Annotated in this window: 10 protein-coding genes; 2 read left to right on the forward strand and 8 right to left on the reverse strand. The window is 60.1% G+C overall.

Translation table 11 applies throughout. The features are described from left to right. From FEM54_RS09175 to leuC, 7 genes are all read right to left on the reverse strand, one after another. Positions 1 to 1,093, reverse strand: a 1,093-nt coding sequence (locus FEM54_RS09175; protein WP_276614448.1) for a type IV pilus assembly protein FimV, incomplete at its 3' end; no start/stop codon positions are given. Positions 1,094 to 1,254: 161 nt separating this feature from the next. After that, positions 1,255 to 2,265, reverse strand: a complete 1,011-nt coding sequence (locus FEM54_RS09180) for an aspartate-semialdehyde dehydrogenase (protein ID WP_138450535.1) — start codon at positions 2,263 to 2,265, stop codon at positions 1,255 to 1,257. Between the two features lie 239 nt (positions 2,266 to 2,504). After that, positions 2,505 to 3,617 carry an aspartate-semialdehyde dehydrogenase gene (gene asd / locus FEM54_RS09185; protein ID WP_017138739.1) on the reverse strand — a complete coding sequence of 371 codons (1,113 nt, stop codon included), beginning with the start codon at positions 3,615 to 3,617 and terminating at the stop codon, positions 2,505 to 2,507. A 64-nt stretch (positions 3,618 to 3,681) separates the two neighbouring features. After that, positions 3,682 to 4,764, reverse strand: coding sequence for a 3-isopropylmalate dehydrogenase (leuB, locus tag FEM54_RS09190; protein WP_138450537.1), 1,083 nt, complete (start codon positions 4,762 to 4,764; stop codon positions 3,682 to 3,684). Positions 4,765 to 4,817: 53 nt separating this feature from the next. Beyond that, complete coding sequence (locus FEM54_RS09195) at positions 4,818 to 5,582, reverse strand: class I SAM-dependent methyltransferase (RefSeq protein ID WP_017138737.1); 765 nt, start codon at positions 5,580 to 5,582, stop codon at positions 4,818 to 4,820. Positions 5,583 to 5,710: 128 nt separating this feature from the next. Next, positions 5,711 to 6,355, reverse strand: a complete 645-nt coding sequence (leuD, locus tag FEM54_RS09200) for a 3-isopropylmalate dehydratase small subunit (protein WP_003234333.1) — start codon at positions 6,353 to 6,355, stop codon at positions 5,711 to 5,713. Positions 6,356 to 6,365: 10 nt separating this feature from the next. Beyond that, on the reverse strand, positions 6,366 to 7,784 hold the full coding sequence (gene leuC / locus FEM54_RS09205) for a 3-isopropylmalate dehydratase large subunit (RefSeq protein WP_122673451.1): 1,419 nt from the start codon (positions 7,782 to 7,784) through the stop codon (positions 6,366 to 6,368). A 140-nt stretch (positions 7,785 to 7,924) separates the two neighbouring features. Between leuC and FEM54_RS09210 the strand changes: the two genes are divergently transcribed. Together FEM54_RS09210 and FEM54_RS09215 are read left to right on the forward strand one after the other, a co-directional pair. After that, the gene (locus tag FEM54_RS09210; RefSeq protein WP_099548313.1) at positions 7,925 to 8,815 is read left to right on the forward strand and encodes a LysR family transcriptional regulator; all 891 of its coding nucleotides are present in this window, start codon (positions 7,925 to 7,927) and stop codon (positions 8,813 to 8,815) included. 67 nt (positions 8,816 to 8,882) lie between these two features. Further along, positions 8,883 to 12,191, forward strand: a complete 3,309-nt coding sequence (locus FEM54_RS09215; protein ID WP_138450539.1) for an EAL domain-containing protein — start codon at positions 8,883 to 8,885, stop codon at positions 12,189 to 12,191. Here the strand turns inward: FEM54_RS09215 and FEM54_RS09220 are convergent. Next, the gene (locus tag FEM54_RS09220) at positions 12,177 to 14,090 is read right to left on the reverse strand and encodes a hypothetical protein (protein ID WP_240792725.1); all 1,914 of its coding nucleotides are present in this window, start codon (positions 14,088 to 14,090) and stop codon (positions 12,177 to 12,179) included. The genes FEM54_RS09215 and FEM54_RS09220 overlap by 15 nt on opposite strands. Positions 14,091 to 14,342: the final 252 nt, after the last annotated feature.

Below are 14,342 nucleotides of genomic sequence, written 5' to 3' on the forward strand. Positions count from 1 at the left end.
GTGCCGCTGGCTCAGGGTTGCCGGACTGCAACCTGGCGAGTTGATCGTTTTTCAGTTGAATCAGTTTTTGCAGCTTGTCCAGCTGGCTTTGCAGGTCCGCCGCACGGCTTTTGAGCTCTTCATTGTCGCGACGGGTGGTGTCCAGCTGCTCCTGGGTCATCGCCAGTTTATCGCTCACCGCTCGGCTATCACCGGCCTTGCCCTTTGCGCCTTTTTTGGCCGACTCCGCCGAGACCAGGCTCAAGTTGTCCTTGGCCGTGGTGCTCGACGGCGCATTGCCCGCCTGGGTGCGCTTGGTCGCGTCCAGCTGTTGCTTGCCCGCCACCGGGTTACTGGCTGCGCGACGACCTGCGCGCCAGGCAGCATTTTGCGCAGTCACTTCGGCAATCGCCTCGGGCTGCGGCAAGCTGGTGGCTTGCTGGCGGTCCGGCAGGCGCAGGACCTGGCCGGTTTTCAGGCGATTGATGTTGCCGTCGACAAAGGCATCAGGATTAAGCGCCTGGATGGCCAGCATGGTTTGCTGCACCGACGCACCGTTGCGATTCTTTTCGGCAATTTCCCACAAGGTGTCGTGAGAGGTCGTGGTGTGTTGAGCGGATTTGCTGGCGGTCTTCGCCGGGCTGGCGGCCGCAGTGCTGGCCGGTGCGCTCAAGCGCGGCGCGGGCGCGTTGGCGGTCGGCGCCGGCTGCTCGAACTTGGCCGGGTCGAGCAACACACTGTAGTCGCGCATCAAGCGGCCATTGGGCCACTGCACCTGCAGCAGGAAACGTACGTAGGAATCGGGCAGCGGCTTGCTGGAGGTGACGCGCACCACACTGCGGCCGCTGGGGTTGACCACCGGGGTAAACGTCAGGTCATTGAGAAACGCCTGGCGGTCAACGCCTGCATCGACAAACGCCTGGTCGGAGGCCAGGCTCGGGGTGATCTCGGCAGCCGTGAGGCCGCCCACGTCGAGCAATTCGATTTCCACCGACAACGGCTGGTTCAGCTTCGATTTGAGGGTCATCTCCCCAAGTTGCAGCGCCTGCGCCATACCGGAGGACAGCGCCGAGGCGGCCGCTATTGCTAACACCAGTTTGCGAACTTGAACCATAGCCTCATCCTTTGTCTGAACACTCCCCGGCCTGCGAGAAGGTTGGTAACCGCTGCCATAAGGCATGGCGAGCCGATAGGTTACCGACGCGCTTCTTTACCGCTTGGGGCCAAGCATAGCGCCTGGCTAGAATCAATCTACAAATTGCCGCCAAGTATCTTTTACACAAGGCCTTTTATCAACAACTGCGCCAGCTGTACGGCGTTGAGTGCCGCGCCCTTGCGTACGTTATCTGACGTCAGCCACAGATTTAGTTCCGCCGGGTCATCCACACCTGCACGCACACGGCCGACGTAGACCACATCCTGGCCGACCGCATCGCCCACAGCCGTGGGGTAATCGCCCTCTTCAACCAGTTCGATGCCAGGCGCCGCTTCCAATGCACGGTTCACCGCTGCCAGATCGACCGGCGCGCCCAATTGCAACGACACCGTCAGGCTATCGCCAAAAAACACCGGGGCTTGAACGCAGGTTGCAGAAATCTTCAGCAATGGAGTTTCCAGCACCGCGCGCAGTTCGTGTACGAGACGTTTCTCCAGGGCTGTATGACCTTTCGCATCTGGCGTGCCGACTTGTGCCAAAAGGTTGAAGGCCATTTGCCGATCAAAGAACTTGGGCTCCAGCGGGCGCACGTTCAACAGTTCGGCGGTCTGTCGTGCCAGCTCGCTGACGGCTTCACGGCCCTGGGCGGATACCGCCAGGTTGGCGGTGACGCTGACACGCTGGATCTCCAACAATTCACGCAACGGCGCCAGCACCACGGCCAGGTTGGTCGCCGATGGGCTTGGGCTGCTCAGTTGGAAGGGCTTTTTCAAACTGTCCAGTACATGGGCATTGGCTTCCGGCACCACCTGAGGCGCCTGTTCAGCAGGCAAGGCGCCAGACAGGTCGATCACCGCGCAACCGGCAGCGGTGGCGCGCGGGGCGAAGCTCAAGGTAACGGCCGGGCCGGCCGCAAAGAAGGCAAGCTGCGCTTTTTTGAAATCGAACTCATCGACTTCCTTGACCCGCACGTTCTTGCCGCGAAATGGCACGGAGGCGCCGGCCGAATTGCTGCCGGCCAGCAGATAGAGGGTGCCCACCGGAAAATCCAGTTCTTCGAGAATCTGCACCAGGGTTTCACCGACGGTGCCAGTGGCGCCGATCACGGCGATTTCAAAGGTCTGGGTCATGGAGGCTGCCTCGGGCATTGCGGGGGGAGCGGCACTTTACCGGGTGGCTCGGGGTGAGGCAATTAAGCTGGCCTTTGTGGTGAGGCTGATGGCCTCATCGCAGGCAAGCCAGCTCCCACCCTTGAATGTGTTTACAAAACAAAATGTGGGAGCTGGCTTGCCTGCGATGGCGGCCTCAAGGGCAACAAAAAACCCGCGCCTGTCACCAGTACGCGGGTTTCTCTTACGGCTTCAAGCGATCAACGCTCAAGCAAGATCCGCAGCATGCGACGCAGCGGCTCGGCAGCGCCCCACAGCAGTTGGTCGCCGACCGTGAACGCGCCGAGGAACTGGCTGCCCATGTTCAGCTTGCGCAGACGGCCCACCGGTACATTCAGGGTGCCGGTGACCTTGGTCGGGCTCAGCTCCTGCATGCTGATGTCGCGGTTGTTCGGCACCAGCTTGACCCACGGGTTGTGCTGGCTGATCAACCCTTCGATATCGGCGATCGGCACGTCTTTGTTCAGCTTGATGGTCAGCGCCTGGCTGTGGCAGCGCATGGCGCCGATGCGCACGCAGATGCCGTCGACCGGGATCGGGCTCTTGAAGCGACCCAAAATCTTGTTGGTCTCGGCCTGGGCCTTCCACTCTTCGCGGCTCTGGCCGTTTGGCAGTTCCTTGTCGATCCACGGGATCAGGCTGCCGGCCAATGGCACACCGAAGTTCTCGGTCGGGTAAGCGTCGCTGCGCATGGCTTCGGCCACGCGGCGGTCGATGTCGAGGATCGCGCTGGCAGGGTCGGCCAGTTGATCGGCAACAGCGGCGTGGGTCGCGCCCATCTGCTTGATCAGTTCACGCATGTTCTGCGCACCGGCGCCGGACGCCGCCTGATAAGTCATGGCGCTCATCCACTCAACCAGGCCGGCTTCGAACAAGCCGCCCAGGCCCATCAGCATCAGGCTGACGGTGCAATTGCCGCCGACGTAGTTCTTGGTGCCGGCATCCAGTTGCTGGTCGATGACCTTGCGGTTCACCGGGTCGAGGATGATCACCGCGTCGTCCTGCATGCGCAGGCTGGAGGCGGCGTCGATCCAGTAACCCTGCCAGCCGGCTTCGCGCAGCTTGGGGAAGACTTCGCTGGTGTAGTCGCCACCCTGGCAGGTCAGGATCACATCGAGGGTTTTCAGCTCTTCAATGCTGTAGGCGTCCTTGAGCGGGGCGATATCCTTGCCCACGGACGGCCCTTGGCCACCTACGTTCGAAGTGGTGAAAAACACCGGCTCAATAAGATCGAAATCCTGCTCTTCCAGCATCCGCTGCATGAGCACGGAACCGACCATACCGCGCCAACCGATCAGACCTACACGTTTCATCGCAACTACACCTTGTTAAAAAGTGGGCCGCCTTGCAGCAACAACTGCAAGCGGGCCGGAGAGATTACAGATTCCGCAGCGCGGCGACTACTGCGTCGCCCATTTCTTGCGTGCCGACTTTGGTGCAACCCTGTGACCAAATGTCACCGGTGCGCAAACCTTGATCCAGCACCAGGCTTACGGCCTTCTCGATGGCATCCGCCGCTTCGCTCAGGTTGAAGCTGTAACGCAGCATCATCGAGACCGACAAAATCGTCGCCAGCGGGTTGGCAATGCCCTGGCCCGCGATGTCCGGCGCCGAACCGTGGCAAGGCTCGTACATGCCCTTGTTGTTGGTGTCCAGGGACGCCGACGGCAGCATGCCGATGGAGCCGGTGAGCATCGAGGCCTGGTCCGACAGGATGTCGCCAAACAGGTTATCGGTGACGATCACGTCAAACTGCTTGGGCGCACGCACCAGTTGCATGGCAGCGTTGTCGACGTACATGTGGCTCAGCTCGACGTCCGGGTAGTCCTTGGCGACTTCCTCGACGATTTCGCGCCACAGTTGGCTGGAGGCCAGTACGTTGGCTTTATCGACCGAGCAGACCTTTTTGCCGCGCACACGGGCCATGTCGAAACCGACACGGGCGATACGGCGGATTTCACTCTCGCTGTACGGCAGCGTGTCGTAGGCCTGGCGTTCGCCATTCTCCAACTCGCGCACGCCGCGTGGCGAGCCAAAATAGATACCGCCGGTCAGTTCACGCACGATCAGGATATCCAGGCCCGCGACCACTTCCGGTTTGAGGCTCGACGCGTCGGCCAACTGCGGGTAGAGGATGGCCGGGCGCAGGTTGCCGAACAGGCCCAGTTGCGCGCGGATTTTCAGCAGGCCGCGCTCAGGGCGGATGTCACGCTCGATCTTGTCCCATTTCGGGCCACCCACGGCGCCGAGCAGCACGGCATCGGCCGCACGGGCGCGGTCCAGGGTTTCGTCAGCCAGCGGCACGCCGTGCTTGTCGATGGCCGCGCCGCCGATCACGTCGTGGCTCAGCTCAAAGCCCAGGCTGTACTTGCTGTTGGCGAGTTCCAGGACCTTGACCGCTTCGGCCATGATGTCCGGACCAATACCGTCGCCAGGGAGAATCAGAATCTGCTTGCTCATGCGTTCCTCATTTCATCAAGCGACCCGCCCGTGGGCAGGTCGGGAAAAATCAATCAGCGTTCAGCGAAAACCACCAGCACGTCGGTGCTGAAGGTGCCGTCGGCTTGAATCTCGTAGTAATCGCGCACTTCCTGGCCCATTGCCTGTTGCAGCGCAAGGATCGCCGCGCGCAATACCTCTGGCGTGCGCATGCGCTCGACCCACGAGGTGTATTCCAGGCGCAGGCGTTGACGGCTGCTGGTGCGCACATGCAAGCCGGATTCGCTGAGCTGTTGCATCCATTCGGCGGCGCAATAATCGCGTACGTGGCTGGTGTCACGCAGCACTTCGACGGTTTGCAGGTAAGTGTCCAACAGTGGGCTGCCCGGTGACAAGACGTCGACGAAGGCTGCCACGCCACCGGGCTTGAGCACCCGGCGCACTTCGCGCAGCGCCAGGCCCAGGTCGCTCCAGTGGTGGGCCGAGTAGCGGCTGAACACGAAGTCGAACTCGCCGTCGGCGAATGGCAGGCGCTCGGCGGCGCCGTGTACGGTGCGGATGTTGGCCAGGTTGCGGTCTATAGCAGCTGCGGCAACCACGTCGAGCATCTGTTGGGACAGGTCGTAGGCCACGACCTCGTTGACCAGTGGCGCCACCTGGAAACTCACATGCCCCGCACCGCAGCCCAAATCCAGCAGGCGCGCAGCGCCCTGCCCGGCCAATTCGGCCTGGAGCAGCGCGAATTCGGTGCCTTGGGCGTGCACGGCACTGCTCAGGTAGGCGGAGGCTTGCTCGCCGAATTGTTTTTGCACGACTTGGGTGTGGGCGGTGGTGGTCATGGTGGCTTTCCTTGGGTGTTGGGGTGGTAGTACGGGCGCTATCGCAGGCAAGCCAGCTCCCACAGTGGAATGCATTCCAGGGTGGAAGTCGGGCTTGCCCGCGATGGGGCCCGCACGGTTACCGCCAATCAGGCATCGCGAAACAGCCAGGGCTGGCTCGCCCGGTGTTTGGCTTCAAACGCAGCAATCGCATCGCCGTCCTGCAAGGTCAGGCCGATGTCGTCCAGGCCATTGATCAGGCAATGCTTGCGGAACGCATCCACCTCGAAGTGATACACCTTGCCGTCCGGACGGGTCACGGTCTGCGCGGCCAGGTCAACGGTCAGTTGGTAGCCCACATCAGCTTCCACCTGCTTGAACAACTCATCCACTTCGGCATCGCTCAAGATGATCGGCAGCAAGCCGTTCTTGAAGCTGTTGTTGAAGAAGATGTCGGCGTAGCTTGGCGCGATGATGCTGCGAAAGCCATATTCTTCCAGCGCCCACGGCGCGTGCTCACGGCTGGAGCCGCAGCCGAAGTTTTCCCGCGCCAGCAATACACTGGCGCCCTGATAGCGTTCGGCGTTGAGCACGAAATCCTTGTTCAACGGGCGCTTGGAGTTGTCCTGGTAGGCGTAGCCCACGTCCAGGTAGCGCCACTCGTCGAACAGGTTAGGGCCGAAACCGGTGCGCTTGATCGACTTCAAGAACTGCTTGGGGATGATCTGGTCGGTGTCGACGTTGGCGCGATCCAAAGGGGCGACAAGGCCGGTGTGTTGGGTAAAAGCTCTCATCGGGTATTCCTCAGATCAATTCGCGAACGTCGATGAAACGACCGTTGACGGCAGCCGCAGCGGCCATGGCCGGGCTGACCAGGTGGGTACGGCCACCAGCGCCCTGACGCCCTTCGAAGTTACGGTTGGACGTAGACGCGCAATGCTCGCCCGATTCCAAACGATCCGGGTTCATCGCCAGGCACATCGAGCAGCCCGGCTCACGCCATTCAAAACCGGCTTCGAGGAAGATCTTGTCCAGGCCTTCGGCTTCGGCTTGGGCTTTGACCAGGCCCGAACCCGGCACCACGATGGCTTGCTTGATGGTCGAAGCCACTTTGCGGCCCTTGGCGATCACCGCCGCAGCGCGCAGGTCTTCGATCCGCGAGTTGGTGCAGGAACCGATAAACACGCGATCCAACTGGATGTCAGTGATCGCCTGGTTGGCTTGCAAGCCCATGTATTTCAAAGCGCGCTCGATGGAACCACGCTTGACCAAGTCGGTTTCTTTAGCCGGGTCCGGCACGTTCTGGTCAACCGCCAGGACCATTTCCGGCGAGGTGCCCCAGCTGACTTGCGGCTTGATCTGGGCCGCGTCGAGCTCGACCACGGTGTCGAACACCGCGTCGGCGTCGGAGACCAGGTCTTTCCAGGCCTCGACCGCAGCGTCCCAATCGGCGCCCGCTGGTGCGAATGGGCGACCTTTGACGTATTCAACGGTTTTTTCGTCCGCCGCCACCATGCCCACGCGGGCACCGGCTTCGATGGACATGTTGCAGATGGTCATGCGGCCTTCGATGGACAGGTCGCGAATCGCGCTGCCGGCGAATTCGATGGCGTGGCCGTTACCGCCGGCGGTGCCAATCTTGCCGATCACGGCCAGCACGATGTCTTTGGCGGTCACGCCGAACGGCAATTTGCCTTCGACTTTCACCAACATATTTTTCATCTTCTTGGCGACCAGGCACTGGGTGGCGAACACATGTTCCACCTCGGAGGTGCCGATGCCGTGCGCCAGGGCGCCGAACGCGCCGTGGGTGGACGTGTGGGAGTCGCCGCAGACCACGGTCATGCCCGGCAAGGTGGCGCCCTGCTCCGGGCCGATCACGTGGACGATGCCTTGACGCACATCATTCATCTTGAATTCGGTGATGCCATATTCGTCGCAGTAGTCGTCGAGGGTCTGCACCTGAAGGCGCGACACGGTGTCGACGATGGCGTCGATCCCGCCCTTGCGTTCCGGGGTGGTCGGCACGTTGTGGTCCGGGGTGGCGATGATCGAGTCGACGCGCCAAGGCTTGCGCCCGGCCAGTCGCAGGCCTTCGAACGCTTGGGGCGAGGTCACTTCATGGATGATGTGACGGTCGATATAGATCAGCGACGAGCCATCGTCGCGCCGTTTCACTTCATGGGAATCCCAAAGCTTGTCGTAAAGCGTTTTGCCGGCCATCAGTCGGTCCTCATCACAGGTGCATCTATACGCCGGGCTTTTCAATAACCCTTTGGCTTGTGAGGCTGATGGTATGGCGCTACATTAAATAACTCAAATTCATATTTTTTATGCTTTGGATTACCAACTGGAATACCACCATGGACCTGGCCAACCTCAACGCCTTTATCGCTATCGCCGAGACCGGCAGCTTTTCCGGCGCCGGTGATCGCCTGCACCTGACCCAGCCTGCGATCAGCAAACGCATCGCCGGGCTGGAACAACAATTAAAGGTGCGCCTGTTCGATCGCCTGGGCCGTGAAGTCGGCCTGACCGAAGCCGGGCGCGCCCTGCTGCCACGCGCTTATCAGATTTTGAATGTGCTGGACGATACACGCCGGGCGCTCACCAACCTGACCGGCGAAGTCAGCGGCCGGCTGACATTGGCCACCAGCCATCACATCGGCCTGCACCGCCTGCCGCCCATTCTGCGCACCTTTACCCGGCAATATCCCAATGTGGCACTGGATATTCAGTTCCTTGATTCGGAAGTGGCCTACGAAGAAATCCTCCATGGCCGCGCCGAAGTGGCGGTCATCACCCTGGCACCTGAACCGCACAACCTGGTGCGCGCCACGCCGGTGTGGGACGACCCGCTGGACTTCGTGGTGGCACCGGAACACAGCTTGACCGGCAACGGCACGGTCAGCCTTGCCGACATTGCCAAACACCCGGCGGTCTTTCCCGGCGGCAACACCTTTACCCACCATATCGTCAGACGGTTGTTCGAGGCCCAGGGCCTCACGCCCAACATCGCCATGAGCACCAACTACCTGGAAACCATCAAGATGATGGTCTCCATCGGCCTGGCCTGGAGCGTTTTGCCGCGCACCATGCTCGATGATCAGGTGGCAAGTATCGCTTTGCCGGGCATACAGCTCAGTCGCCAGCTAGGCTATATCGTGCACACCGAAAGGACGCTGTCGAACGCTGCGCGGGCTTTCATGAGCCTATTGGATGCACAGGTCGATCTGCCAGGGATACCGGCATGAAGCTGTGCGGCCCATAAAGCCTGAATAATCCCGCGCCGAACGCCCATTGAGCCAAGGCCCATTGATAATGCGCAACCCCGTCGATTCCGTGCCGCCCCTGCCGCGCATTTACGCCTTGGACCCTCAAGAGGCGGAACAAAGCTGGGAAAGTGCTCCACAATTGCTGGCGGCCCTCAATGCTGCCCGCCTTGGCGCGTGGTGCTGGGAAATCGATACGGGCAGGATCAGCTGGTCACGCGGCACCCAGGCGTTGTTTGGCTACGACCCTCGGCAACCCTTGCCCAAAGACCTCGACTACCTGGACCTGCTGGCGCCGCAGGACCGCGCCCGGGTGGTGCGCGCGTTTCATGCGGTGCTGGCGGGCGAGCCGTTCGAGCAGGCCATGCACCACCACATCCAATGGCCGGATGGCAGCCATCACTGGCTGGAAATCAACGGCAGCCTGGCGCCGGACAAAACCGGCCGGCGCCGCATGATCGGGGTAATTCGCGAAACCACCCGCCAGCGCGAGCGCGAACACGCCCTCATGCAATCGGAAAAACGCTTCGCCACGCTGTTTCACCTGTGCCCCAACATGGTGTTGCTCACCCGCCAGTCCGACGGCCGCATCAGCGAAGCCAACCAGTACTTCGAGATTCACTTTGGCTGGCCCGTTGCCGAGGCCATCGGCCGCACCACCCTGGAGCTGGGCCTGTGGCGCCACCCCGAGGAGCGCGCGCTGCTGGTCAAGGCCACCCAGCGCAAGGGCGAGCCGATCACCATGGACGTGCAGTTCTGCGCCAGCAACGGCCAGATTCACGATGGCACCCTCAGCGCGCAAAAGGTCGAGCTTGAGGGCGAGGCTTACCTGATCAGCACCTTTCTTGACACCACCGACCGCAAGAACGCCGAGCAGGCCCTCAAGGACAGCCAGGAGCGCCTCGACCTGGCCCTGGATTCGGCGCAACTGGGCACCTGGGACTGGCATATCCCCACCGGCATGCTCTACGGTTCGGCCCGCGCCGCCCAGTTGCACGGCCTGCCGCCCGAGCCTTTCCACGAATCCTTCGACGCGTTTTTTGAAGGCATGTCCGATGCCGACCGCGAGGGCATGCGCAACGCCTACCGCAGCCTGCGCGAAGGCCCGGACGGCAACTACCAGTTGACCTACCGCGTGGAAATGGAAGATGGCAGCCCGCGCTATCTGGAAAGCCGTGCACGCCTGTATCGCGATGACGCCGGCAAGCCGCTGCGCATGGCCGGCACCTTGCTCGATATCACCGACCAGGTTGAACGCGAACAACGCCTGACCGCCTCCGAGGAAAAATTCGCCAGCCTGTTCCAGGCCAGCCCCGACCCAATCTGCGTAACCTGCCTGGACAGTGGCGTGTTTATCGAGATCAACCCGGCCTTTACCCAGACCTTCGGCTGGACCGCTGCCGACGTCATCGGCAACAGCGCCGAGCAGATCGGCCTGTGGGACGATTCGAGCCAGCGCCTGCAACGCATTGAGCAGGTGATTCGCGAACAATCGTTGAGCAATGTGGCCCTGGTGGTGCATCACCAGAACGGCCACAGCCTGACCTGCGTAATTTCCAGCCGATTGATCAAGGTCGGTGACCAACCCTGCATTGTCACGACGTTGCGCGATATCACCCAGCAACAGCGCTCGGAGGCCGCGCTCAAGGCCAGTGAAGAGAAATTCGCCAAGGCTTTTCACTCCAGCCCTGACGCGATTTCCATCACCGAACGCGACACCGGCCGTTACGTCGAGGTCAACGACGGCTTCTGCCGCCTGACCGGCTACCGCGCCGAAGAAGCCATCGGCCTCACGCTCTACCAGATCGGCATCTGGGCCGATGAAAACCAGCGCGCGGCATTGTTGGCCGAACTGCAGATCAAGGGCCGCATTCATCACCTGGAAATGCTCTGGCACAACAAGCGCGGTGAAGTGTTGGCGGTGGAAGTCTCGGTCGAACCCATCACCCTCAATGAAACCCCGTGCCTGCTGTTGACTGCACGGGATGTGAGCCTGTTGAAAAACGCCCAGGCGCAGATTCGTCACCTGGCCTACCACGACCCTCTGACCAACCTGCCCAACCGCGCGCTGCTGATGGACCGTCTCAGTCAGCAGATCGCCCTGCTCAAACGCCATAACCTGCGCGGCGCGTTATTGTTCCTCGACCTTGACCACTTCAAGCACATCAATGATTCCCTCGGTCACCCGGTGGGCGACACCGTGCTGAAAATAGTCACTGCACGGCTGGAAGCCAGCGTGCGCCTGGAAGACACCGTGGCGCGCCTGGGCGGTGATGAGTTCGTGGTGTTGCTCAGTGGCCTGGAAGGCACACGTACAGCGGTCAGCGGCCAAGTACAAGTATTGGCCGACACGCTGCGCGAACTGCTGTCGGAGCCGATGTTCCTGGATGGCCACCGCTTGCAGGTCACACCGAGCATCGGCGTGGCGCTTATACCCGATCATGGCTCCACACCGGCCGACCTGCTCAAGCGCGCCGATATTGCGCTGTATCGCGCCAAGGACTCGGGGCGCAACACCACGCAGATGTTCCATAACAGCATGCAAAAAACCGCCAGTGAGCGTCTGCGCATGGAGACCGACCTGCGCCTGGCGCTGTCACGCGGTGAGTTCAGCGTGCATTACCAACCCCAGGTGGATGCACGCGGCAACAAAATTGTCGGCGCCGAGGCGCTGGTGCGCTGGCAGCACCCACAATTGGGCGCGCAGTCACCCACCGAATTTATCAAGGTACTGGAAGACAGCGGCCTGATCCTGGAGGTCGGCACCTGGATTCTCGATGAGGCCTGCGGCGCCTTTGCGCAGCTGATTGCCGAGGGCCTGGTAGACCCGCTTAATTTCAGCCTGTGCGTGAATATCAGCCCCCGGCAGTTTCGCCAGAACGACTTTGTGGAGCGGGTAGAACACAGCCTCAAACAGCATCATCTGCCCTGCAGCCTGTTAAAGCTGGAGATCACCGAAGGCATCGTCATCCAGAACCTGGACGACACCGTGGCCAAGATGCGCCGCCTGAAAAAGCTCGGCGTGAGCTTTGCCATGGATGACTTCGGTACCGGCTATTCGTCGCTGACTTATCTCAAACGCCTGCCGGTAGATGCGCTGAAGATCGACCAGTCTTTCGTGCGCGATGCCACCCATGACCCCAATGACGCGGAAATCATCCGCGCCATTGTGGCGATGGCCCGCAGCCTCAACCTTGATGTGATTGCCGAGGGCGTGGAAACGCCGGAGCAACTGGCGTTCCTGCAAAAGCTGGGGTGCCATTTGTTCCAAGGGTATTTGCACAGCCGGCCGTTGCCGATCAAGGCGTTCAGGCAGTTACTGGTCCAACCGCCCTCACCCGGTCTACACCAGTTTTAACGCGTGAGCGCCTTTCTCCCAGTCCGAACCGGCCAACTTTATTGTTGACCCATAAAAATCGATAATTCCGTCAAAAACGCCTACGGAGTGGCCATGATTGGCAAGAGTGCCCGCAACGCCACTGGCCAATTCTTCGGCAGTGCTGCCACGCGTGAAGGCATACAAGCCAAGGCGCCGAAGTGCTTCGCCAGGGGTTTCTCTATCATTGAGCGTCCCCATGGCGGCCTCAAAACTCGCTTCAGCCCGAAACTCGTGATTTTCCATTTGCGCGCGCTTTGCGCTCACCGCGAACATGAAAATCGCATCGTGCAAAAGACCTTTATCTTCACCGAAGAAGTGCGAACCTTTTTGCGCTTTTTTCAACTCATCGTGGGTCAGGTGTACCGTGCATGAGTCACGCATGGTCACGGTATAACCCTCGGGTGTCTCGGTAATGCGTTTATAAATGCCCTGGGGATTTTGACCGTACTTCATCATCGCGGCCTTGATCGCAGAGACGGTGACGCAGTTGAGTTCTGAACCTTGATAAAACCCACTCCAGATATTGTCAGGCTTGACGCCCACCTGACGATTGGAGAGGTTTGAAATGTTCCCGCCCGGTGGCGCCGACGAAGTGTTCGACGGCTGCATGGCGAGCATATAGCCATAGTCTTTGACAACAGGCTGTTGTTTTCCCGACGAGTATTTGATGCCATCCAGTACAAACTCACCAGCGTAATTATCCAAGACGGCAACGGCGCCTTTTTTCAACATTTTTTCGGGTTCGACAATGCGCAGGAAACCGATCATCCCCATCCCTTTTAATGCCCGGTACACCGTATCATTAAGCATGACCGCGGATAACGCGCGCTCGAAGCTCCCCTGTTTATCAGGGTCCGTACTGGACAGTTGCACACGTTTTACATAGGCCGCCAAGATGAAATTGGCATCCATCACAATACCGCCGTCACCGCCGGTAAACCGCGAGACCCCGGCCGTGCGACTCAATTCTTCTTTGGACAGATGTAAAGAAAAACCGTCCTTCATGGTGATGTCATAGCCCTCTGCGGCCGCCACGACCTTGTCGAACACATCCTGCGGACTTTGACCAAACCTCATCATCATCATTTTGATCACTGACGCATGCCGACGGGTATCGCCCTCACCGAACCGTCGTTCAGCGACGTCAAAACTTCTTACCATATCGACAGGTTTCTGCCCCTTTGCTCGAACAGGGATGTCGGAAGACAAATCGCTCATTGGCGGCACGCCGGGGTCGGAGGGGCTCTGAGGCTGAGCGCTGGCACTCAAACCAGAGGCATTACCCTGCACCTCAACGGACGTATTGTGATTAACCAGCACGTAGACATAGGGACGCTCGACAGGTCGCTGGCCCCCATATTCATGGCTCACGCCCCCATAGACCAGGGCACCGCCAAATGTATGGGTTTGCATGACGCCGACCCCGCTGCCTGCCAACTGCGCCGACGGTACTTGGCGTAAAAAACCGGCCATGCCCAGGCCCTTGAGCACATTATAAGTCGTCTCACCACGCAACGAATTTGATAATGCACCCTTAAACCCCTGATTATTACCTGCCTGAACGCCCATTAGTTGTTTACGTTTAACAAACACAGCCAATGCAAAATTCGCATCACTGATCGCCGCCGGGTCATGTCCAACAATTCTTGAGCCGGCGGCTGTTTGCCGTAACTCGAGATCGGACACTTGAACTTTGTTGCCATCTCTAAGCGTGACCTCATACCCCTGCTCGGCACGCTTGACCTGCGTAAACAAGTCCGAAGGGCGTTGACCAAAAGTAACCATCATCATTTTGATAACCGCTAAGTGAGCACTGGCGTCATAGTCCTCACCAAAGCGTCTTTGAGAGGCATTGAATGCGTTGACAACGTCCGGCAATTTAACGTCTGTGGAGTGTGAGATCGGCCCTGTAAAAGGCAGGGAATGTACGGGTGTTGAACGAGTAGAGAGGTTAAGCCTGGCTACGTCCACAAAAATGACTCCTGCAGTCTGTCAATCAATACACGTTGAGAAGAAGAGTTAAATCAATGAGTTGCGATAAGTAGAAAGTTACGGTCAACGCTTATCTTTTATTACTAGATCATTCGCGCCCAGCGAGGCCAGGCCTTGACAGCAAGGAGTGCGCTTGAG

The organism is Pseudomonas edaphica (assembly GCF_005863185.1).
Taxonomy (GTDB): Bacteria; Pseudomonadota; Gammaproteobacteria; order Pseudomonadales; family Pseudomonadaceae; genus Aquipseudomonas; species Aquipseudomonas edaphica.